Annotated in this window: 18 protein-coding genes and 1 tRNA gene; 5 read left to right on the top strand and 14 right to left on the bottom strand. The window is 35.3% G+C overall.

Annotated features, from left to right (window positions below):
- Positions 1–907: 907 nt before the first annotated feature.
- Both P3F56_RS02100 and P3F56_RS02095 read left to right on the top strand, forming a co-directional pair.
- Positions 908–1,426, top strand: coding sequence for a tetratricopeptide repeat protein (locus tag P3F56_RS02100; protein ID WP_281153152.1), 519 nt, complete (start codon positions 908–910; stop codon positions 1,424–1,426).
- Between the two features lie 10 nt (positions 1,427–1,436).
- Positions 1,437–2,312, top strand: a complete 876-nt coding sequence (locus P3F56_RS02095; RefSeq protein ID WP_281153685.1) for a 3'(2'),5'-bisphosphate nucleotidase CysQ family protein — start codon at positions 1,437–1,439, stop codon at positions 2,310–2,312.
- A gap of 497 nt (positions 2,313–2,809) precedes the next feature.
- Here the strand turns inward: P3F56_RS02095 and P3F56_RS02090 are convergent, their stop codons facing one another.
- The 11 genes from P3F56_RS02090 to P3F56_RS02040 all read right to left on the bottom strand — a co-directional run bounded on the left by P3F56_RS02090 (position 2,810) and on the right by P3F56_RS02040 (position 14,346).
- Positions 2,810–3,421: a hypothetical protein gene (locus P3F56_RS02090; protein ID WP_281153150.1), complete on the bottom strand. Its 612-nt coding sequence runs from the start codon at positions 3,419–3,421 to the stop codon at positions 2,810–2,812.
- Between the two features lie 779 nt (positions 3,422–4,200).
- Positions 4,201–4,938: a photosystem II biogenesis protein Psp29 gene (gene psb29 / locus P3F56_RS02085; protein ID WP_281153148.1), complete on the bottom strand. Its 738-nt coding sequence runs from the start codon at positions 4,936–4,938 to the stop codon at positions 4,201–4,203.
- Between the two features lie 144 nt (positions 4,939–5,082).
- Positions 5,083–5,415, bottom strand: coding sequence for a hypothetical protein (locus P3F56_RS02080; RefSeq protein WP_281153684.1), 333 nt, complete (start codon positions 5,413–5,415; stop codon positions 5,083–5,085).
- 2,364 nt (positions 5,416–7,779) lie between these two features.
- Positions 7,780–7,842 carry a hypothetical protein gene (locus P3F56_RS02075; protein WP_281153683.1) on the bottom strand — a complete coding sequence of 21 codons (63 nt, stop codon included), beginning with the start codon at positions 7,840–7,842 and terminating at the stop codon, positions 7,780–7,782.
- A 172-nt stretch (positions 7,843–8,014) separates the two neighbouring features.
- Positions 8,015–8,104, bottom strand: a complete 90-nt coding sequence (locus P3F56_RS02070) for a hypothetical protein (protein ID WP_281153682.1) — start codon at positions 8,102–8,104, stop codon at positions 8,015–8,017.
- 429 nt (positions 8,105–8,533) lie between these two features.
- On the bottom strand, positions 8,534–8,758 hold the full coding sequence (locus tag P3F56_RS02065; protein WP_281153146.1) for a hypothetical protein: 225 nt from the start codon (positions 8,756–8,758) through the stop codon (positions 8,534–8,536).
- Between the two features lie 12 nt (positions 8,759–8,770).
- Positions 8,771–9,040, bottom strand: a complete 270-nt coding sequence (locus P3F56_RS02060) for a hypothetical protein (protein WP_281153144.1) — start codon at positions 9,038–9,040, stop codon at positions 8,771–8,773.
- A 31-nt stretch (positions 9,041–9,071) separates the two neighbouring features.
- Positions 9,072–10,040, bottom strand: a complete 969-nt coding sequence (locus P3F56_RS02055) for a hypothetical protein (protein WP_281153142.1) — start codon at positions 10,038–10,040, stop codon at positions 9,072–9,074.
- 387 nt (positions 10,041–10,427) lie between these two features.
- A complete protein-coding gene (gene recJ / locus P3F56_RS02050) occupies positions 10,428–12,398 on the bottom strand; it encodes a single-stranded-DNA-specific exonuclease RecJ (protein WP_281153140.1) in 1,971 nt (656 codons plus the stop codon).
- A 270-nt stretch (positions 12,399–12,668) separates the two neighbouring features.
- On the bottom strand, positions 12,669–12,860 hold the full coding sequence (locus tag P3F56_RS02045; protein ID WP_281153138.1) for a hypothetical protein: 192 nt from the start codon (positions 12,858–12,860) through the stop codon (positions 12,669–12,671).
- A 202-nt stretch (positions 12,861–13,062) separates the two neighbouring features.
- The gene (locus P3F56_RS02040) at positions 13,063–14,346 is read right to left on the bottom strand and encodes a DUF4912 domain-containing protein (RefSeq protein WP_281153136.1); all 1,284 of its coding nucleotides are present in this window, start codon (positions 14,344–14,346) and stop codon (positions 13,063–13,065) included.
- Between the two features lie 775 nt (positions 14,347–15,121).
- Here P3F56_RS02040 and P3F56_RS02035 point away from each other — a divergent pair.
- Positions 15,122–17,188 carry a DICT sensory domain-containing protein gene (locus P3F56_RS02035; RefSeq protein WP_281153681.1) on the top strand — a complete coding sequence of 689 codons (2,067 nt, stop codon included), beginning with the start codon at positions 15,122–15,124 and terminating at the stop codon, positions 17,186–17,188.
- Positions 17,189–17,531: 343 nt separating this feature from the next.
- Here P3F56_RS02035 and P3F56_RS02030 read toward each other — a convergent pair whose 3' ends face one another.
- Positions 17,532–17,684 carry a hypothetical protein gene (locus P3F56_RS02030; protein WP_281153134.1) on the bottom strand — a complete coding sequence of 51 codons (153 nt, stop codon included), beginning with the start codon at positions 17,682–17,684 and terminating at the stop codon, positions 17,532–17,534.
- A 963-nt stretch (positions 17,685–18,647) separates the two neighbouring features.
- Positions 18,648–19,850, bottom strand: a complete 1,203-nt coding sequence (locus P3F56_RS02025; RefSeq protein ID WP_281153132.1) for an HhoA/HhoB/HtrA family serine endopeptidase — start codon at positions 19,848–19,850, stop codon at positions 18,648–18,650.
- Between the two features lie 218 nt (positions 19,851–20,068).
- On the opposite strand from P3F56_RS02025, the gene P3F56_RS02020 reads away from it, so the two are divergent.
- Positions 20,069–20,150 (top strand) — tRNA-Leu (locus P3F56_RS02020).
- Between the two features lie 4 nt (positions 20,151–20,154).
- Here the strand turns inward: P3F56_RS02020 and thrB are convergent.
- Positions 20,155–21,069, bottom strand: a complete 915-nt coding sequence (thrB, locus tag P3F56_RS02015; RefSeq protein ID WP_281153130.1) for a homoserine kinase — start codon at positions 21,067–21,069, stop codon at positions 20,155–20,157.
- 215 nt (positions 21,070–21,284) lie between these two features.
- On the opposite strand from thrB, the gene P3F56_RS02010 reads away from it, so the two are divergent.
- A complete protein-coding gene (locus P3F56_RS02010; RefSeq protein WP_281153128.1) occupies positions 21,285–23,228 on the top strand; it encodes a transglycosylase domain-containing protein in 1,944 nt (647 codons plus the stop codon).
- Positions 23,229–24,454: the final 1,226 nt, after the last annotated feature.

The raw sequence follows: 24,454 nt of genomic DNA, 5'->3' as shown, positions 1-24,454 counted from the left end.
CAATGTCATCTTTAAAATTCTTCTAATTTTACACTTTATTTAAATAAGAAAAATTAGAATTTTTTTGAAGTAAAGATTACTAGAAAAATAAGACGTGTAGTCAATAGCCTGCTTGGGTTGTTCAAACTATTAGGTTAAGGCAACCATAAATTTTTTAAAATTGTTTATAGTAGTTTTCAACTATAAACAATTTTAAGTCAAGAGATAAAAAAATATTAGTTGCATACAAATAATAAAGCTTTTTTTTAGTAAATTGTCCATATGGTTATAATCATACAGGGGAAATTTGCTATGAACTGAAATATATAAATAAGAGAAAAAAGCTAGTTAAATTAGTCTCTTAAAAGAGAAAATGGTCCATCTTTTTAATTGTTTAAAAAGCCAGCAATAAAGATATACTTTAATTTTAATCTTTTTAAAACTTAATTTATGAAAAAAATATTAATGACGTTACTATATAATTCATCGTGATTCTCTTAAGTGATATTTAACTGTTGCCAAGAAACATTATTTTCTAAAACTTTAACTTAATTGTTTTAGACATTAATATCACTAAAATTTAGTATAGCCACTACAAAAAAAAACTCACCTCTAATGAAATTTCAATTTTGTCGCATTAATTGAGGTAGAATAGATTGAACAATAATCTGTTCAAAGACTATTGATCTAGATTTCGCGACTCAATCAATACTTGCTGTATCTTAGTTAGATTAATGCAGCCCTACTCTATCAGTTAACTACTGAAAAGAGATTTGGTAAATTGCTCAATATTCCTGGAAAGGAGCATAGGGAAAATTTAGTTTGATTGAACAGTCTACTCTTTTAAGAATTTCTAGATCTAGATGAGCTAAAAAGTCATAAATAGTCAACGTTGCATATAAAAAACTGTCTTTTATACCTAATGATAATGAGTTTATGTTATTTTAACTATCTTGAGATCTTGATTGTTTTACCCTTCATGCAAGGACACAGTATTTTCTATAGTCCCTTCCGAGAAGTTAATTTTCTGAGTCAACAATCCAATGATTTTCATAACCTCGAAGAAATCTTGATTCGAGGTATGGAAAAAGGGATCAAAGGTGATTATCAAGGGGCAATTACCGATTTTACTCAAGTGATTCGTCTTAATGTTTACGATGCAGAAGCTTACTATAATCGAGGCATTGCTTATACCAAAATTAATAACTACTCCCAAGCAATCGCTGATTTTAACTATGCCTTACGTCTAGATAATGAATTAGCTGAAGTCTACCTCGAACGGGCTGAAGTTTGTCTAGTCTTAAATAATCAACCTGGAGCTATTAGAGATCTGCAAACGGCGGCAAAATTATTTAAAAAACAGGGAAATTCTTTTCTTTATCAAGAAACTCAAAAACTTTTAAGACAAGTACAGCATTCTCCTACAATTAAAAATGAGAAAAAGTAAAGTTTACGGTATGTTGGAAACTACACAGACAGAAAATTTAGACGAAATTGTGGAGGTTGTTCGCGCTGTTGGTTGGGGAGCTGCTGAAATCCTTCGCTCTTACTACTTAGGAGAAGTAAATCAAGGAAATATAGAGGTTAATGGAGACAAAAAGGATGGACCAGTTACTGCAGCTGATTTGGCGGCCAACCACTACATTTTGGAGAAATTACAAGAAGTTTTTGATACTGACAGTTTTGGCTATCTTAGTGAAGAAACTTACCAAGGAACTGATCCTATTCCTCAAGACTGGGTGTGGATTATTGATCCTCTTGATGGAACTAGAGATTTTATCGATAAGACTGGGGAATATGCTCTACATATTGCCCTAGTTTATAAAGGTCATCCTGTTGTTTCTGTAGTTTGCATTCCTGAAGCTGAAAGACTATATTTTGCAGCAAAAGATCAGGGGACCTTTGTAGAAACTCCTGACGGAACAGTTAAACCTATTCGGGTTTCAGGACGCAATCAAATGGAGGACTTATTCTTAGTGGTAAGTCGAACCCATCGTGATAATCGTTTTCAGGAATTGATAAATAGTTTACCGTTGAAAAATTGCAACTATATGGGGAGTGTTGGGGGAAAGATTTCTACTATTCTTGAACAAAAATCTGATGTTTATGTTTCTTTATCTGGTAAATCTGCCCCCAAAGATTGGGACTTCGCTGCTCCTGAGTTGATCTTGATAGAAGCAGGAGGAAAATTCACTAACTTTGATGGCACACCTTTAACCTATAACAAGGGAGATGTTAAACAGTGGGGAGGATTAATGGCCAGTAATGGTCACTGTCATGAACTTCTATGTCAAGAAGCTATCAAGTTGCTAGCCAAAATTGATGGTAAATAATAATCCTCCCTTAAAAAAGTTAATGGCGGTTAATAGCTGTTGAACTCTACAGGTTTTAGCTAGTGGATAGGTTTTTACTACCATAGGCATCAATTTTAAATACAAAAATACTATTTCTGTAGTTGATTCCTTTATAAACCATAGATTTAGACGGGATTTTAAATAATTCATAACCTAGTTTCTCTCGTAGATAGGTTTAGTTTGTTCACTACGGAAATGAGCTGGAATCCTGATCGCTGCGGCAACGACCCAACTAATCAAGAATAAAGTAATAACAAGGTTAACATGTCTTTTATTGAGGTTTCTATGATTTGTTAGATAAACTAAAAACCACTAAGACTTTAATCTTTTTCAGTGATATTTCTCTCGATAAGTCATACAAGTTAACGATGCAGGGCTCTCAACGCGAGCGCTAAAAAGTAGAAGTCAATGGCCATTGACCCCTAATACCACTAATTTAACAACGCATTGACTGCTGATTTGAAATTTTTGCTTATCTAATTACTTCGTTCTTTACCTTTATAAACTCGAACGACGCTTGCAGATAACCCTTTGCTCTGCAATTCAACAACTCGTTTTTGAGCTTGTTGGGATTGCTTAAATATTCCTGCATGAATGACTCCTTCACTTTGACGAATAAATGCGAGAGGTTCCACGGTTTGAACCTGAGATAAAACCAATCTGTTTTTACCAACAACCTCTACCCGATAGAGACTAGGAGTCTTGTTTGATTGAGAAGATGAAGCCGAGCTTCTAGGGGTAACGGGAGTGACTGGGACAGAAGATGGAGGACTAGTAGGAGCTTGAAAGGTATATTCACGAACATTCATAGAAGATATAGGTTCGGCTGGAGCCACATCAACCGAAATACTTCTACTAAACTCAGAACCTGGTTCAGTGGAAGTATTAGGAACTGCATTTTCAGGAACTCGAAGGGGAGGGGGAGGGGGTAGAGTTCCTAAACTTTGGGAAACACTTACCGAAGGAAGACTTACAACAATGGGAATGATGAAAAACAACCAAAGTTGATTGTCAGAAATAAGTTTTGGGAACCATTTATGTAAACCGTAGGTCAGATTGTTAAGCTGGGGAATTCGAGCGGTATCCATGAGTAATAAAATCTTTAATTAATCTCCTCACACCCTTTGACCCAAAAGATTGTATCTTCAGTCTTCGGGTTTATCGCGTAATCATTGTTTATTGTAATGAAGTTGACTGGCAGCTAGGGCCAGCTTCAGTATAGTTAGTATTTTTTTTAGAAAAATTTAACAATTGTTTGCTAATTGTTGAGAATAATCTCAATAGGAGATGAATTTTAGTAAGAATAGTTATGTACTCCCTAAAGTTGAGACTATAATCTTAACTGACTAATATGCAACTATACTAAATATAGTGTATTTTCTAAGTATTTTACTTATAAATGAACTCAAACATAGCAGATTGAAGTAAAAAAATAACGCCTATTAATGCCATAGATAATATCCATAAGTTATTAAAAAGAATATGAATTGGTTCTGCAAAATCTCCTAAATATTCTCTCTCATAAATCACTATTGCAAAATAGACCTTATTTTTAGAAAAACTTAATTTACTTCTTAGAATTTGATAGAAGATTAAGGTTTATGTAGTAATTAATAGGGACGAGCAACAAGGATAGCAATTTGTAGGTCCAGTTGGTGAAAGTTAATTTTTTATCGGTTGGAAGTTTCAACCATAGCGGGAATCAAAAATTAAGAATTAGGGATTAGAAAAAAGTAAAAAGTCTAAACTGGTAATTGTAGTTTTATATTGATAATCCGATGATAATAAGATAATCAAATTCTCTAAACTCTTCCCTTTTCCCTTTTCCTCAGTTAAACCTGGCTAAACCTTTGATCAAATCCATCTATTATGAGTTAGTCGAATCATCGTTAGAATCATCGTTTAAATTAACGGAAGAATCAGTTGTCTGTGTTTGTTGTGTTGCTTGTTTTCGTTTTTTCCGTCCTGCTTCGAGGGCATCTTCAACAACAGCAAGTAACTGTTCCATTTTATCGAGATTACTACGGTAGAGCTCCAAGTCTTTTTGGAGTTTTTCTGAAGATAAATGAAGCACTTCAGCTATTTGACCAAAAATTTGGTTGCGCTTCTCCTTATTTTCGACTAGATCAAAATCAAGTTCCATTATTAGAGTATATAAACCCACCGTAAACAGACGACTATATTTGAACTGAGAATTCTGAGCAATCGCTTGCAAAGTTTCACCTAATATTCCATCATCAGGAACTTGTGAATTAGCAGCTTTGAGAATTCTCATGAAATCTGACACCGACATCCCTTTAACCTGGGTTAAGAGAGTTTGAGCTTCTTGTCGATATTGTTCCGCATTGCCTCCAACTGAATAACACAACGCTGAAAAAATAGAGTCTTTGTCTTTTTGAGGTCGATATCCTTGAACAAAACGCTCGAAAGAAGTGACAACCCCTAGAGCATAAATGGGATCGTAACGAAAATCTACATTAACTGAGAGCAGGTGCATCTCTACCAACAACTCTTCAATAAAACGGCGGTAAATAGAGTTTATGGGTTGGGCGTGATGGGTGTAGAAATCCCGTTTGGTATCCGAAACAGTACGAACTTTATCCACAAAAAAGACTTAGATTTAATTGAGATAGTAACTGCAGTCTATTGTCCCTTGTAAAGACTTCTTTGCCAAGACAAGGAAAAATAAGTCACTCAGTGGAAGTTAACGAGCTAATTTTAGAGTCTTTCTCTCGCTATCTTTCAAAATTTAGGAAGAGGTTGAATTAAGCCAATGCTCAAGAAATTTTTGGAGTTTCATTCGTTCAATATAAGGCCAACCTCCTGTTTCTTCAATGTTTCTTAGAACTTCATATAAGTTCTGCCGAGTATCGGGCAAAGAAGGTTCAAACATATCTGACCGGATTTGTCGGTGTAAAGTTTCTAAAATGCGCAATAAAGACAGCAAGTCATAAGTATTACCTTTACAATCAGAAGCTAGGGTTTCGACAATAGCCACTATTTCTTCAAAACGTTGAGACAGTGAACTGTTTTGCTGATTATACAAATAGTTTGCTTCATGTGGTTTTGCTGGTTGCGTCATCCTTGCTCCTTGAATCTTTTTCCCAATCATTCTCATGATAAAGGGAAGAGGGGGGGAGTAGTTACGAATTTTTGGTAGAGTAGACTCCAATGTCGTTAACCTAACTTATCTAAAATGCTATGTATTATTTTCTTTAATAAAAATACTTATAGAGACAAGGAATTTTTAATTTGAGATGAACAAAACGAGGTAGGATTAAAGGCTTTGTGTCTTAAATTATTGTCTTTCTAAAACTGTGTTTGGTGATGTTAATAGTTTGTAGTGACGGACCTGTAAATTTACTTAACTCTCAGAATTTGACCCATGATGAAATTATAAATGCGGGATTAGCTAACAAATACCCCCAATTTACTCGGAGATCAATTCTTGTCACTATAATAATAGCTTATGTGATAGAAGATTTCTGTCGATAACTCCAAGAACATATTCGTTAAAGAAAAACCTGTTAGAAAACCCAAGAAAGTTTAATTTTTTCCTAGTAAGCTCCTAATTCATTAGACTACTGACTTGGAATAAATCACTGTTGAAATTACTTTTGATTAAAATAGCGTACCGACTTTTGTAGAAACAGGCGGTATTCACTTTCGACCCATTACTGTTCAATGACCTGGAGGAAATAAGTTCCTTTTTTTACTATGAAGAATTTGGTAGACAAAGAGAAAAAATGGGTTAATGTCAAGCAAACTCTCATTAATAGAGGTCCTATGTATCTTTAAGCTATTAAAGTTTATTAGGAAACCGAAAAAGTTACAGGTATCTTTGTATTTTCTGCGCTCGGGTTGAACCGAAAGTATAAATTACTAACTCTAATTTCAATCACTATACTATAAAAATTGTGGAATTTTAATCATCTTTATCTATTATTGTCAAGCTAACTTTATTTCTTAAACAAATAATTTAAGTAGTTTTAAAAAAAATATCTTATCGTTCTAATTTTAAACATGATCATTAATTACTTTATAAGTAGTTTTTCAAAAAAAATATTTAAATTAAATCTTATTAAGACCAAACTTTTTACAAGATTTATATTTAAAATATCAATTATTAAGCTTAGTTTTATCAAAAAAATAATGAATCTTTCTGAAATTATTATTATCCATTAATTCTATTCACAAAAAAATATAAGAAATAGCAAATTTCATTAAAATCATGGATTAATTGTTAGAAAACTTTCTTTCAGAGAAAGTTTTCTAACAATTAATAGATCGTCGCCACATGAAATATAATCAATGTGGAAATAAATTAAAAGAAAAACTAAGCTATCTATTAGGGAAGAAAACATACAGTTAAAAATTCTAAATAAATATTTATAATAACAGTTCAAGACAAAATTTATTGAAGAGTTGTTAAATGGTGACAGTGAGAATATAGTCAAAATGAGCGAAATAAGTGAAAATTAAATATAAACACTACTCAAGGATTTTATTCAAAACTTACAGATAGAAAAATTCAAATATTGAAACGGTTGGTAGTTTATGAAATTGCTGTGATTAAATAAAAGGTAAGTTACTATGTAGTGTTAGTTTATTTAGATAAAAGAGTGAGCGTAGAAAGTATAAAAATAGGAACATTAAAAAATATAATACAACTAGAGACTTTGAGTAAAAAGTTTTGACCGAAATTAAAAAGTTTAGTACATATTTTTGGAACCTTGACGAGAAGATTCTGAGTGAATTAATACCATAGGCTGAAGTAGTAGCAGATAGATTTAATCTAATAAAACTAGTTTAGGCTTAACCAGATAGCCAGAAAAAAATTTTAAAATTAAAACTTAAATTCCTTAAAATACTAGTCAAAAAATATTCTTTCAGTCTTGAATTAAGAGACAATATATTTTGATTAGAAAATGTTTTTAACATCAATTTTAAAAAAATCTAGAGAGCTTATTAATAAATAGTAAACTTAGGTATTAAAACTGCAAAAATAATTAATATATATTAAAAATAATACCTCTAGCAAATAAGAAATGGAGAACAATCAAGCATTTTATTCAAAATAAATATTATCGATCTTTACTGAAAAATAACTTTTAAAAAAGTAGAAGATATTAACGATGAATTAAAGTTGATTCAAAGGAAAGCTTATATAATTAGAAATTATGTCGATTTTAAATCCTAAAAACTTATAAACTTGATAGTTTACTGATTAGTTCTGCATCATTAGTTCGGCATAATCTCAAACATTAATTGTTCAGAAAAAGGTCAACTTCTCTTATGTACAATCAAAGTTAATCTTTTTCTGAACAATTAATGTCATTTCTTCAAAAAAGCTCTAACTAGTACACGATCTCTATATTATTTAACGGAATAAGCTTCCAGAGACATTCCAGGTGCCGTTAAACATTGTCCCGTAGCTAAGCAATATTTAAAACCCATGATATGGGCAAGTTAAAATAGCATCTTCAACTTTTTCAGTGTCTAATGGCATTGCTAAATGATTGCAACTATTACCATACCCAATTATTTGCTCACCTTGTCTGGTTTAAATCAACTTTAATCTTTCGATAATAGCTGTTATTATTACTAATAATTGCATAGTTATCAACTGATAAGACTTTCGTAATTTTACGATAAAAGCTCTTTATCGCCTGTTCAACTCCTTATTTCAAGATTAGGGTAGAAGCTGGATACTTCTTACAAGTCCCAACCAGTTGAACTTTGACACTATTAGGTGGTTCAATAGCCGGCAATTCTACCTCCCTGTTATGACCTTTCAATCCTGCTCGAATAGTTCCTAATGCTTGTTGAAAACGTTCTTTTAAAGGCGGAGTTGGGAGAATTAATTAATTGATGATAACGTAATAATCCATAAACAATTTTATCCTCAACTGCATGGGGCAATATACCGATTAATTCTTGTTTAAGACTACTAACTAGACAAGTTAACCTTTCTTTATATAATTTTTTAACTGCACTTTTTAACCTTTCAACAATCAAAAGGTGATTGTTATCCCATTGGGATATTACTTGTTCACAGGGACTAATTTTTTTACTAGGCTTTCTAAGGTCTTTACTTGTCTTGATGTAGAAGTAGATTGATTTATAATCAACAGCAAAAACTCTATAGTGAATAGTTAATGACTAGTCACTATAGAGTTTGAAGCACTCTATACGAGCAATCACTGCATTTTTATATCTTTAAGCAAAAAAGGCATAAGCATCCCCGTCACTATACTAGATATTGCAATAGCAAAAGCTAAATTAATTTCCATTTTACCTAGTCCAACTAACAACAACAGTCCGATAACAAACCCAAAAGCAAGTTGTTGGTAAAAATGTCTAAGGTCACGGATCAATTTCCCTTTAAAAAATAATTTTACAGAATACCAGGTCAGTTTTAACATTATCTGTAACTCCTACACTAATCTCAATAGAACAAGTCCAATGGCAACAACTGGAATAACCCCAGCAGGACCTAATAAACTCCCCATCATGGCAGACAGTTGATAGCCAATATCCTTCCCTGCTAACAACACTCCACCGATAGCTCCACTGATAACAGAAATAATAGTAGCTACTACTAACCATAGCAAGCCTGTTGCTATGGTTATTTCTCCCATCATTAGATTCACAAAAAAATTATGAAGGGTCGGATTTGTTCCTAAGTCACCTAGAATTTCGGTCATTTCAATTGCGCTCCTTTAATTAATTAAATCATTAGCTTCCAAATCGCACTTCTATATCCTGTAAAGCTTTTTTTACGATCTCTACTTGTTCCCATTGTCCGTATTGACTAAATACTTCTTGAGCTTTTTGATAACAAGTTTTAGCTTCCATCAGATTATTTTGATTACCCTTTTCAGGGTGTTCAACATCATCAGGTAAATTAAACAAAACGTTCGCCTTATTTGACATGGTGTTAGCCCATTCAATAGGAGTATTTTGGGGAGTACGAACTTTTAATGCCTCATCGTATGCAGCTAGAGCTTTCAAGTTATTTTCTATTGGATGAGTACTCGGAAAAGACTGCAGAGCGTTGGCAAGATTATTCTTTAGCATAGCATATTCGCTGGGATGATCGGTTAGCGTCACCCATTTCAAGGCCGCCTCAAAAGACTGAATCGCAATAGCTTGACGCATTTCTTCTCCGTCCAGAGCTAGAGGTGTTGAAAGATAAGCGATCGCAATGTTATTTTGTAATATGGAAAATTCTTGAGGATAATTCTCTCCAATGAACACTTTGGCCGCTTTTTGATAAGCTTTTATAGCATCTTGCATGGTTGCTTTGCCGAAGGGTACCAACCCTTGTAGCACAACTCCTATGTTCATATGTACCTCAGCGACTTCTTCCGAAGATGCATATTTTTCGAGCAGAGGAAGGGCGGTTTCATAAGCGGTTTTTGCTTCTAAAAGTCGACTTTCCCCTTCTGCAGGAATTGTTCGCAATGCAGTTCCCATTCCCGATAAACATCTTGCTTGCAATAAGGGGTAGTCAGGAGAACATAATTCTAAGCCCCTATGGTAAAGAAAAACAGCATCTTCGAGTTGTTGGGAACTTTTAATCCTTTTTTGCAGCCCTGTAGCCATTTCAATTAACATTTCAATTTTTTCATCCAGGGTTGCCCCATCAGATTCAATGGCAGCTAAAGCAGCTTTTACGTTGGCATCATTAAAAGTTATGGTCACAGGGTCAACCTCTCTTAACATAGTTTAACAGGTAACAATATTCTTAAGTAAACTGCAAAGACGACAACTGGTTAGAGTAGTTAATTAGGAATTCTAACTCAGACAATTTTACTTGCCTTCAAAATTTAGCTTTTTTATGTTTTAATTCTTTAATTAACTAGCTTTTGTGCAAATTTAAACAAGACCTACTACTATCTATAGTAGCCAGTAAATTTATATTTGAAAGCTTTTTCTTTACCTTTTTTTAATATAATTAATTATTAATCAATCTAAAAACCTAATTGATTGATTAATAATTAATTATCTGTGTATTTTTGTTCTGCAATCTGAATGATAGGAAATAAAAATTGAGTAACTTAACTGAATGGATTGGGGTAGATTGAGGGTTCATAAGTTTAAAACCTCCATAGCTGTTTTAATTAAATTAAAGTAACGGGGCTGAGTAATATCGACTTTCTGAGAATTTTCTCGCGTTGTTCCTAATAATCCTTGTTGTTGTCCTCTTTTCACTGCTAACACTTTTCCTTTATCATTTCTAATTCTTAATTCTTTCTCGTTTTTAGAAAAACTACATTGATAGTTTCGTCCTTGATATTGAAAAATTTCTAGCTTAAAATCAGAAGTAGATAAAGGGAATAATGGTAATCGTATTCCTACAACTTCTAATTCAATTTTAGAATTACCATTCCAGTAATTTTCTGTTAGTTTATAGGCAATGTCAACTCGTTTAGGTAAGGGAAAATACTTACCCCAACGCCAAACGATTGCCTCCATCTCTACTTGGTTATAATTATTTTGAGAAATTCCCAACTTAATATGATTTTTGCCTACTATTTTTTGTTCAATAATATAAATGTTAGGAGTCCAAAAAATGGGAGTGGGATTTCCAATACCCCAAGGTTGTAGTTGATCAATGGACTGATATAAATTGGAAGTTAATTCTTTTAAATTAGCCTGAGCATCAATCATTACTAAAGGTTTGAGGTGTTTAGTTAGTAAGCATTGATGGGCAAAAAAACTTAATTTTTGTTTAAAAGTCTCTAATTTACTAGCTGATAAACTAAATCCCCCTGCGGCTTTATGTCCTCCATATTTTTCCAATATATCTTGACAAAAATCTAATCCTTCAACTACATTAAATTCTTTAATACCTCGTGCAGACCCTCTAATCTTACTAGAGTTTTCTTCATAGGTTCCGATAAAAACAGGGACCCCGTAGCGTTCCACTAAACGGGAAGCCACAATGCCAATAACCCCATGATGCCATTGAGATTTAATCACAACTAAAATACGGTCACGTTTCCAAAGGATTGGAGTATTTTCTACTAAATGAATGGCTTCTAATTCAATTTGTTCACATATGGCTTTACGTTCGCTGTTAATTTGTTCACACTGCATCGCTCTTTCTAATGCGATTTTATAATCATCAGTAGTTAACAACTCAATTGCTATTTGAGGCTCACCAATGCGTCCGACTGCGTTAATTCTTGGTCCTAACCGAAAGCCAATATCATCGGGTTTAAGTTGTTTTTGTTCTTCACTAATTCCGGTAACTTGCATAAGCGCTTGAACTCCTGCTAATTTTGACTGAGGAAGCTTCCGTAAACCCCGTTTCAGCCAACGTCGGTTGACCCCAATGAGGGGTACTAAATCTGCTATAGTTCCTAACGTGAATAGTTCTAATAATGGGTCTACTAAATCCTTGAGTAACCTAAAATCTTCAGCTATTGTTACAGCTAAAATATATGCTACTCCAACTCCTGCCAATCCACGATAGGGAGAAGTTTCTCGAAGTAATTTAGGATTAAGAATTGCATCGGCTGGGGGTAATTTTTTAGGGAGATTATGGTGATCGGTGATAATAACACTTAACCCTAATTTTACTGCTTGTTCAATCGGTTCATAAGCTGTAATGCCATTGTCAACTGTTATTATCAACCCTACTCCTTCATGAGCAAAAGCTTCTACAATACGTTCATTAATGCCATAACCATCTTTCATCCGACTGGGGATTTTATAGTAAACATCAGCACCCAAGTGGGTTAAAACACGTAATAACAGGGCAGTACTAGTCATCCCGTCAGCATCATAGTCACCACAAATAGCGATTTTTTTCTTTGTGGCGATCGCATTTTTTAACAATTTCACACTGATTTCTAAATCAGGGAATTCCTCTAAGGGCAAAGGAAGAGTTTGGGCTTCAGGATTGAGGTAGATTGCGGTAGCATCTGGAGTCTCAATACCCCGATTAATGATAACCTGGGCAATTAAGGGTGGTAGTCCCGTTGTCTTTATCAGTTGTCTGACTTGTTCGGGATTAGGAATAGCAACTTGCCATCGTTGATCGGGCAATTTCATCGGGATCAAATTTTGATTATTGGAGATTATTTAGTCTAAGGCCTATTTAAAATTCTTGAAATTTGATTTCAACGATCACACCCTACTAGGAGAAATTTTAGAAGTTTTTTTTAGTTATTTATATTGAAGTGCAACACTATAATCAAATATGAAGTGTATGTGATGCAATCAACTTTTGTGAGAAGAGAAAATAAAAAATTTTTTATTCTGTTTGTATTTTGTTTTTCACATTCAAATTTATGGGTTTGTTCTAATTCTTTTTTAGAAAATCTAATGAAGTTGAATCAGATAGTTTAAACAGTTCCCCATCAGAAAATAGACCACTAGCATTGCCGCGGCAGACATGGCTACTAAAGTTCCTGCTAGCATTAAGGAGAATTCTTGTTGGTCAACTGCTTCTTGCATTAAGTGAAGTGACCAGGCAACTAAAGCCACATCAAATATTAAAATTGGGCTCAACATCTCTTAAAGAAAGTTAATATTTACTTTATTCTAATATAGAATTTTGAGAAGGTAACATTCTCTTGGAGAAATTAAGAATTTCTCTATTATTAAAAAATTAAGCCCCCAATGAACTCATCAGGAGCAATCAAGTCGGCGAACTTTTGAAATGCTTAAAAAAAGCAATTATCATCTCGAGTTATAGACTAAATTTAAAGCATTCCTAAACTGCTTCTTCCTTAGCCTTAGTAAGGCACTCAGAAGTTTCACGATTAAACTTCATATGAACGGAACGGGTTTGCTCTCCATCAACAGCTACAGCCACTATAGGATAGTCAATCAAACCATCTTGAAAAGACATCTGGAAGCGGAAAGTGCCATCGGGATTGAGTTCTATAGGACGACCACCAATGGTAACAGTAGCATCAGGTTCAGTAGCCCCATAAACAATTAACTCAGCATCAGCTACTAACCAGAACTTATGAGGATACTCGGACGGTGTAGAAACACGAACTGCTAACCCCACACCAGACATAGTAGAGACATTCACACCAGAAGCGGTAGGAATTGCCCACATTCCAACACTGGAGGGAAAGACATAAGAACTAACTACTTCTTGATAAACGTAGGGATTAAGCATTTCTTGCTTAATGTAGGGACTGATTACTGAACCCGTGACGTGTTGTATAGAACCGAACACAGAACCTGCCATCCGCTGAGCTTCCACTCCTTGAGTCATACCCAAAATTTTGTCGTAGACAAGATTGTCGCCGGGGATTGCTTGACTGTGAGTAGGGCGAACCAAATCGTAAACCATATTACCTTGGAGTTCTTGGTTTGAGTCGACGGTGACAAAGATATCTTCTACCCAGTCAGAAGGATAGACAGGGGGAATATGAACAGAAGCTGAACGAGCGAGAACCAACCAGCGTCCATCGAAACAACGATAACCGATGTCGAGAACATAATCACGATCACTCACAGGAATAGGTAAATACCATTCCTGTGAGTGATCGTCACAGAGGTATTCTTGGATACTGTGGGGATTTTGGTTATTGAGATCAATATCGGTGACATCATAAAGACGTAGGGCTAACTGTTGTCCTCCCTGGCGACGTAATTCTTCTTTATCACTATTAGGAACATCCCAGTATACATAAGCCCATTGCGGATCACGAGGCAAAATGACAATACGGCTTTCTCCATAGCCATCGGGGAGATCACCAAGCCGGTCATCAACAGAGGATAAAAGTCCCTCTACGATATCGTCTTGATCTACTTCAAATTTAGATGTTTCCATTTCTTGTTCCTCCTGAACGAGTTTTGGACTTCTTGTCATTTCTTTAATTTTTGGTTTTTGAACAGTTTGTTCCTGAATCAATTGTTTTATGGCAGACAGCAATTGTGCTTTACCCATTCTGCTGTAAAGAGAGATATTATATTCACTGGCTACTCTGCGTAGCCGTCTGAGGGTCATCTTCTCTAAGAGTAGTTGCTCTTGTACCATGAGATACACTCTCCGATAATTTGGGCAACAAATAGCTCTTGGTAAAGTCTTAAGAGTTTCATACGAATTATGGTTAACTCGTGGAATTTGGATTACGGGGCTCGTCAGCTTAATTTTATGTAACAAAAAATTAGGGGAAATGGTCAAGGGGTGTGATCGTTAACTTACTTTGTAAGTTAACGAATTTATCAGGCTTTGGGAGAGCGTCTTGTCAGTTTTTCTTGATATTTATGACTACTGATAAGATCTTCGATTTTCCCTGAAAAATTAGAAAATTATGACAGATTTTGTAATACCTCAATAAGTAAGGTTATTAGAGGACAGATTAACAAAACATCACTGTCTCGAAAAGGATTTTGGGAAGATTTGGTTACTTTGATAGTGTATTAAGAGTAAAAACGTGTAAAAAAAGTTCTTGGAGTCAAAACTATAGAAAGACATCCAGGGACTTTTTATTGATTGAAGAGTGATTATTGATCTTTATAAGCTAAATAGAGGATGTGCACAGACTTAACAACAAGAATACGTCAAGTTTTTCTAATAGAATGGAGTTTAATGACAAAATAACTTATCTAGGCTATGTCCGTAGAGTTAAGTTAATCCTCATAACATGATCGTTAGCCACTATAGCAATCCCGTTACAATGAGGGGTAATTGTAAACATAGACTTTCTACTTATAGTTTAACACCCCTCTTTAAGGGGACATAATTGCAATATGAAGGCTATAAAGGCGATATGACATCGATTTTGCCAGGAGATATCAAAAAGACGTCGATGAGCAATTCAATATCGGTTTTAACAGAACTGTTGCAAATTTTTCCCTATTGGCGGCCTCAAATGTATTTCAAGGCTTCCTTGACAGCTTTATCTCATGCTATGGAAGATCAAGTCTTAGCCTGTTCAGGTTATCCTCTAGTTATTGCTAGTTTTCAACGAGAACGATTTTATCGGCAAGAAGCCCAACGATATCGGCGAATTGCCCAAAAAACAGATCAGGTTTATGTGTTGGCTGCTCCAGAATCCGACTTTGAAAACAGTTCTGAAGTTTATGAGAAGATTGCCTTTGAATCAACGGACAGCTTGGCTCAAGAATGGAGCTTAATCGTTATTGCTCAAGATTATGCGAGCTGCTTAGTGTGTCAAGAACGCATTGGAATAAATCATGATGATACTAATGACCGTGTTGGCTCAGCTATGGACAATAGCCGACGTTTTGAAGGAATTTGGACATTTGATCGTCAAGTGAGTCAACAAGCTGCAGATACATTATTACGACGCATTCTCACCTATCGACCAGAATTAAAGACTAAAATCAAGCAAGCTCGCCAGAAGTATTTACCCGTGACGACTTTAAGACGAAGAGGAGTAAATCTTGAGCAAAAAGAAGTTAATAATTTAACCTGGGATTGTCCTAACAGACACCCAGATCCCTTTGTGCAACGCCTCGTTAGTTATCTACAAGCTGGTCAATATAAACTGCTTAAGGCGAACCGTTCCCTAGCCTCCAAAGAACATAAGGAACGTCTGATTAATTCGGTTACCACTGCTATTCGACACTCACTAGATCCTGAAGAAATTCTACACCTAGCTGTCCAGAAATTAGGGGAAGGGTTAGGAGTCTGTCGTTGTCTTGTTTATCGCTGTCGGGAAACCGATACCATAGCGACAATTCAACATGAATTTTTAAGTGCCGGTATTGCTTCAATTAAGGGAGAAATTTGGCCATTACACGACAATCCTTTATTCCAAGAAGTGATAAAGTTACGTGATTCTTTAATGATTGAGGATGCAAATAATGATCCGCGTATTTTCAAGCGAACAAAGTCCAATTCAGATTCAAAATCCCTTCAAAGTCTTGTCATTAAGTGTTCGATTTTATCTTGGCTACTAGTTCCTATCCTCTATCGGGGAAGACTATTGGGGATGTTAGAGTTGCATCACTGTGGTCCTAATCCTGTGGACTGGAAAGATGAAGATGTGGCTTTGGTTAATTCGATCACCACTCAAATTGGTGTGGCCCTAATTCAAGCTGAAGCCTATGCTAACCTACAATATCTTAATGAACAACTTGAAGCCCTTGATCGCACTCGTTCTAATTTAGTGGCTATTACTGGCCATGAATTACGTACCCCTCTGTCTACTATTCAAATTTGTTTAGAAAGTTTGGCCACTGAACCGGATATGTCCCCCAAATTGCGTCAAGTGATGCTTAATACCGCCTTGCAAGATGCTGAACGCATGCGTAAGCTAGTCCAAGATTTTCTCACCCTTTCTCGGTTAGAAAGTGGACGGGTGGAATGGCATCCCGAACCGTTAGATTTAGCTGAATGTGTTGAACTATCTCTAAGTAATGTTAGGGCTCGTAATCGAGATAGCAATTTACCTAACATTAAAAACTTAGTGACTTCTGAACTTCCCTTAATTCAAGCCGATGGAGAATGGCTCGTAGAAGTGTTAGCCAAACTGCTCGACAACGCATGCAAGTTTACCAGTTCTAAAGGAAGCGTGACTATTGAAGTTAGTAGCACCCATCCTGGCAGTTTAGAAGTTACAGTCGCTGATACGGGGCGAGGTATTGAGCCCAATTGTTTAGAAACAGTCTTTGATCGATTCTATCAAGAAGAAGGGGCATTACGGCGTAGTACAGGGGGAACGGGGTTAGGTTTAGCTATTTGTCGTCAGATTGTTCAAGGGTGGGGCGGAGAGATTTGGGCAGAATCAGATGGGAAAGATCTCGGAAGTCAATTTCATTTTACGGTTCCTATTTTCCTCAAAACTATTCCTTGCAAAAGGAATAAAAAAACTTCATCGGCTAAGACAAGTAAGTTAGAAAAACAATAGACAGTGAGTGGATTAGTTAAGTTAAATACTCTTAAAAAATCTCTAAAACATTGAATTTTAAGTAAAATATCTCAAGTTTTTTAAAAGTATTTAAGCAGTTTATACTGTAAACTGCTTAAATACTTTGTTGATTTAAAATGTGAGCTTGGTGGAAAAATAGAAAGTATTTACCGAGATTTTTACTGTGAATATAAAATCTAGCCTCAATCTCACAGAGATATTTTTTAATCTAGATGAGCTTCATCAAAGATTTAAACAGTATTGTCATTCTGTTGAGAACAGGTAAAGCTATAACCATGGTAGTTACTTATTATGGTTCAGAATATCGAACTCTTCAAAAATTTTATATATTGCAGGTTATTTCCCATTGCAAAAGAGCATTTCCTAATTTAATCAGACACCGTTGTTTTGTGGAAGTTGTACCTTGGACAATAATGTTACTGCACTGTTTTTGATAGGCTCGCAAGGGAGAAAATACAGGAATTAGTTCTATCAATTCTACTTCGATACAAGTCGATTATAAACCGACAGTAAAATACACAGAATTTTTTTAAAAAACCGGATCTAACTAGAATTCTATGGAATAGAATTTTGGATTTAAACTGTATTTAACTAAAAATGACTGCGGTAAATTATTAGCTTTATAGATGACTGTAAACCTTTCCCTCAGTTAAGGTAAGATTTGATTGAACAATTATTTGAGGACCGAAGATATGTAGATCAATAACTATTTAAAAATCTCCATAAGTAAGTATTTTAATTAATCACTTATTATCAATAAAAAATGAAGTAATAGTTAGTACTATTGATTAGTAAAATTGAATGCTATTAATATTTTTTTATTTAAACAATCAACGACAAATCAAATATATTTGAAGATTGAAAGTTCTATAAAATTTAATATCTAAAACTTTGTTATTTACCTTTTTAATTTACTAATTTTTTATACTTAGTTTACCTAAAAAGTAATCTCTAAATTTAGAATAAAAAAATAAGCTGTTTCTAATTTTAGGCTGTTTTTATCTCAATCATCGTAGTTTTGATTGTTGGCAGTTATTATTTGAGATAATTGTCAACCTTGTTGTATTTTTACTTAGTTATTGAAAATAATAACCGTGTCTTTAAAATTTGTCTAACTAACATTTCTCATAAGTATCCCTCTAAGAAACAGTAACTAAAGAAGTATTAACTTAACTTCTATTACCTAATTATAGCGATACAAAATGACTTGTTTTTTTAGAGTTCATTTCAGAAATATTTACTTAGTAGTGCTGACCCCACCATTAAATAATATTGACAGTATCTCAATTCCTATATTATATTTTTATTCTCAAAGAAATAATATTCATGTTAAATATTGACAGTGTAAAATAAACTAAATAGTGATAAATAATAGAATTAACTGAGATATTTTAAACTACTAAAATCCATAATTAAATCACATTGAAACCATTGAATATTAATTTTTATTGGGAAAAGATTCTGGACATACTGCTAAAGTCTCAGGATTAGAATTTCCTTGACGAATTACCTCTACGTCAAGAATTGTTCCAATAGAACTTAACTCTACTTGTTCTTGTACATCTGTCGCAGTTTCTACTGATTTACCCCCAACTTTTAAAATTACATCCCCAGGTTTAAAACCAGCCTCAGCAGCAGGAGAATTATTCACTACACTAACTACTAAAACTCCTTTAATTTCAGTCACTTCAAAATCTAATTTATTCTCTTTATTAAGTTCTTTTTGTGACTCTCTATCTAACGTAACCATGTAAATACCTAAATAAGGATGATCGACTTTTCCTTTAACAAACAATTGTTGGGCTACCCGTTGGGCTGTTTCGATGGGAATAGCAAACCCTAATCCTTGAGCATCTGCACGAATTGCTGTATTAATCCCCACTACTTCTCCATTAGAATTAAGAAGAGGCCCTCCTGAATTCCCTGGATTAATGGCTGCGTCGGTTTGAATAAATCTTAATCGCTTATCTGGAACCCCAACTTCTGAACTTGACCGCCCCAAAGCACTGATAATTCCTACTGTGACAGTATTATCTAATCCTAAAGGATTCCCAATAGCGATTGCCCATTCTCCAGGTTGTAAATTCTCAGCCGTCCCTAATCTAACTGTTGGCAGATCTGTAGCCCCAATTTTTACCACAGCCACATCAGTCATTTTATCAATCCCTAATACTTGTCCCCGATAGATTTGTCCATTTTTCAAAGTAACTTTAACTTGTTTTGTTCCATCAACCACATGGGCATTCGTCAATAATTGGCCATCCTCACTAAGAATAAATCCTGAGCCCGTCCCTCGCTCAATATGTTCCTTGGGAATCGGAATTTCCTTACCAAAAAAACGACGGAAAAAAGGATTTTCAAAAGAATCGGTAAGGTGGCTAGATACTTGTCTAGCTGCATCAATGCGAACCACTGCTGGACCAACTTTTTGAGCAGCTTTGGCAATAAAATTAAAATTGTTTACATTCGAGGATCTAGAAGGAAAATATAAAGGGTTTAGATTTGTGGGAACCACTGGGGGGTTTTGAACCGTCTGAGTAATTGGGGATTGACTTGTATAGTGACTTCTCCACAATCCGAGACTGCTACCTACAGCTAGGAGTGCAATATAGACACATAATTGTTTGATGGAAATGCTCATGATTCTTTAGTTTGCGGTAAATAGAGGGTTCCCGTGTAAAGATTATTACAGGGTTTTTTGATGGAGGGTTAATCTTAGCCTCTTGTTTTAAGATTTTCTGTATTTTTCTTTTTTTCACTGGTAATTGCTGGTAACTCATTAGAAGACTTGAAGAATGGGTTAAAATCTTCCTTGTATTTTGGCCTTCGATTATGATACTATGCATAGATAGTTATGACGCGGATGTGGTGGAATCGGTAGACACGCACGCTTGAGGGGCGTGTGGCTTGTGCCATGCGAGTTCAAGTCTCGCCATCCGCATATTTTAGATAACAACCCTAGCGCCATCAAAATCAATCGATAGCAATAGCGCTTCCGCTTTAACTCCTACATGCATCCATGCATCAGTAATAGCAAGTGATACCTGCTCTGCGTGCTCAGAAGAAGTTAAGGCAATCACTGTAGGGCCAGCTCCACTAATGACCAGACCATAAGCACCCACGGACAGAGCAGCTTTTTTTAGAGAATTATAGCCCTTGATCAAGGTTTGACGATAAGGCTGATGGAGTTTATCGTCCAAAGCCATCATTAACCAGTCTCGATTGCCTGTTTCTAATCCTTTAATCAATAATCCCAGATGAGCAATATTGAAAATGGCATCATGACGACTTAGGTGCGTAGGTAAAACAGCCCGCGCCTTTTGGGTAGACAGTTCAAAATCAGGAATAACCACCACAGGAATTAAATCTGGATGCCAGACAATGGGGCAAATTTGCCAATTTCCTGCTTTTTCTACAGATAATTGACAATTGCCTAACAAAGCAGGAACCACATTATCAGGATGACCTTCAATGGTGATTGCCAATTCCATAATCTCGGATAAAGAAAGAGGTTCCCCAGCCAATTTATTTCCTCCGATTAAACCGCCAACAATAGCGGTGGCCGAACTTCCTAACCCCCTAGCTAAAGGAATTCCTAATTCAATATTGATGGCGACCTTAGGAGGTGTTTGTCCCAGGTATTGATAGAGTTTAAGAAAAGACTGATAAACCAAATTGGTACGATCACAACTTACTCTTGGGGCTTCTTTCCCCTTTATAGCAATAGTTAAGTCAGGAATTTTCGTTTCAATGGGACTAAACGTAAAGTAGTTATATTGGTTTAAAGCAGCCCCAATGCAGTCGAACCCCGGTCCTAAATTAGCTGTCGTCGCTGGAACTGAAACCTTAACAGTAGACATAATCAAACCCTCATTAAAAAAATTTGCTTAACATAATGGAAAATTCTGTGTATAGACATAATGCTAGGAATTTATTTCGGGTATAGGGCATAATAAATGAGACTAGGGGATTTAATCTCGGCTAAATTCCATGAGCTACTTGTAAAAAACTTTATTTATGCCAGGTCTCCCGCTAATTCATAAACCTATACTCGGAGTGAGGAAGTAAAATTATCGTGTCGTCTAGCACTATTCGACAACAAACTAATCCAAACAAGCCCCCCTCTCCTAAAGCCTCCTTTAGGCAAGGTGTAATCAAAGTGGCTGGAGGAACCGTACTCAGCCTCTCCCTGTTAGCTAGTTCAATTATTGCAGGGGGACTAGTTGGACTTGCGATTAGCTTTCGCAACCTCCCAGACGTTCGGAGTCTAAATAACTACGCTCCACCAGAAACCACTTATATCTACGATATCAAAGGACGGCTCCTATCGAGACTTCATGAAGAAGCCAACCGAGAAGTAACAACTCTAAACTATATGTCTCCTGAACTCAAAAGGGCGGTACTAGCGATTGAGGATAGTCACTTTTATTATCACCACGGAATCAACCTCACAAGTATTGGTCGTGCGCTTTGGGTAAACTATAAAAGTGGTGGTGTGGTAGAAGGCGCGTCTACCATTACCATGCAGTTAGTCAAAAATATCTTTTTGTCAACGGATCGAACTTTTAACCGCAAACTTTCTGAGGCGGTTCTTTCTCTTCGGGTGGAACAGGTTTTTGATAAAGACAAAATCCTAGAAATGTACCTAAATAATATCTATTGGGGTCACAATAACTATGGGGCACAAACTGCAGCCGAAAGTTATTTTAATAAACCGGCATCTGAATTAAACTTAGCTGAATCGGCTTTGATGGCCGGACTTATCCAAGCTCCAGAAACCTATAGCCCTTTTATTAATTATTCCAAATCTAAACAAAGACAAGCAATGGTTTTAGACAGGATGCGGGATTTGGGATGGGTTTCTGCTCAAGAGGCTGAAGCAGCTAAAAAAGAACCCTTGAAGATGGGTAAACCTACGGCATGGCAGAACAGTAAACTTCCCTACGTGACCGACACTGTCATGGAAGAGTTGGAGGATAAATTCGGTGAAGAAGTTACCCTAAAAGGGGGAATGCGAATTCAGACCAGCGTTGACTATTATCTTCAGCTTAAAGCTAAAGAAAGCGTGGAAAAGGGTTATCGTAAGCTGCGGCAATGGGGAATTTCTGCGAAAGATCTACAGGTCGCTTTAGTGGCTGTTGATCCTCGTACTCACTTTATTAAAGCGATCGTGGGAGGAGTTGATTACAATAAAAGTCAGCTAAATCGTGCTACCCAATCTCGTCGCCAACCTGGGTCTTCCTTTAAGCCATTTGTTTATTATACTGCCTTTGCTAGTGGCAAATTTACTCCCGACTCCATTGTCAATGATAATCCGGTAAGTTTCCGCGATGGGAAAAATACCTATAGCCCTAAAAACTATGGAGGGAATTATAGAGGTCCTATGCCCCTTCGTACTGCTTTGATACAATCGCGCAACGTTCCGGCAGTGATTATTGGGAGTAAAGTTGGAGTTAGTAAAGTTATTGAGATCTGTCGTCGAATAGGCATTAAAAGTCCATTACAAGCAGTGACTTCTCTTCCCTTAGGAGCTGGAGATGTCACTCCTCTAGAAATGGCGGGAGCCTATGCTACCTTTGCTAGTAATGGTTGGTACTCTAAACCAACAGCTATTGTTAGAATTACGGACAGTCTTGGCAATGTTTTATTAGACAACACTCCAGAACCCCAATTAGTTCTGGAGCCCTGGGCAACGGCTAACTTAACGGCAGTTTTACAGGGAGTTATTACGAGTGGAACAGGGAGAGCAGCTAATATTGATCGTCCTGCCGCGGGTAAGACAGGAACCACAGATTCAGAACGTGATGTTTGGTTTGTGGGTTATGTTCCTCAATTGGCCACAGCAGTTTGGGTAGGGGATGATGCTAACCGCGCTTTAGGACGAGGGGTCACAGGAGGCGGTAATGCTGCCCCTATTTGGCGAGACTTTATGAAACAAGCAATGGTCAATGAGCCGATTAAATATTTCCCTGCTGCTTCTGAGTTTCCTCGTCCCAAAATACAAAAAAAAGGGAATTGAGCGTTTTGATCCTTAAATCATGTATAAAAGGCTTATCGAATAACCAGTATTGCCCAGATAATATAGGAATGGTTTTGCCTGTTATACCAATGACGAGAGTCTCTAATTATAAACTGTAGTGACCCGTCTGTTGTTATATGAAGAGTTTAGTATTGGAATCATGGTCTTCATAAGAATGACATTAATTTACTGTTATAATTCACAAAAAAATTGGGTTTAAGTATTTTTTAGGAAAATAAGATCAAGCGAAACATTGCCAAAAACAGATATCAACATGTGTTGCTAGAGTTTACCATAAAAACTCTGATAAATTAATATGATCTTATCATTAAAGGATGTTTACCAAGTTGAAGCAGGAAGACACTTCACTCTAGTAAAGTGAAGTTCAAAAAATCTCTTGAAGAACAAAAGATAGAGTTAGTGCGATTGAATTGTTAGCAATAGGGTTGAAGGTTAATAAAATTTCTATCTGTTTAAAATTGGCTTCTTTTATAGTTTACACAAAAGTTTATTGGTGGAATTAACGTTGATTAACGGGATTATGCGATGTTTAGCTAAGCTCTGGAAAAAAATCCGTGTAGAATATCTAGATAAATCAAGTTTTAACTTCTGGTTAGCCGCCACTTATAGTATATATAAAATATAGGGATAAAAAAAATTTAACAGACCGATAAAAAAGTGAAAATTTAAATATATTTAGTTTATTAAAACTAGGAAATTAATTTAAATCAAACTGATTTTAAATAGCTTTTAAAAGGCTATTTTTATTTTATTTTTTAAATATTAAACAGTAAATAAAATTGAGAATAAATCACAAAGAATAAAAAAGACTTAATCAGCAGGTTGAATCTTAAAAGATGAATATAAATTAGTAACGGCAGTGAACGACTACTATACATAGTAGTTTATTGCTTAAAACAAATTAATAATAAGTTTTATAAAAATGAACTTATTTTTTATGAAAACTAATATCTACTTTTTTTAGGTTTATTTAAGTTTCTTAAACTAGAAAAAATTAAAATTTTTTCTAGTTTAGATTAGAGTTTAGATTTATAATTTGATTACTCCTTTAATAGTTTTTGTCATAAAATTGTTTATTCATATTCTGCCACTGTCTTTTTGGGTATCTTTATTGATTAAAAATATCTATAGTTAGATTTTAATAAAATTAAATATTAGCGTTTATCTTAACTAAAGAGATAAAGGATGTCCATTTATATATGGAT

The sequence above is a fragment of the cyanobacterium endosymbiont of Epithemia clementina EcSB genome, assembly GCF_029919255.1.
Classification (GTDB): domain Bacteria; phylum Cyanobacteriota; class Cyanobacteriia; order Cyanobacteriales; family Microcystaceae; genus Rippkaea.
Note: the sequence above shows the minus strand (reverse complement) of the source record. Positions and strands in the feature narration are given on the sequence as shown.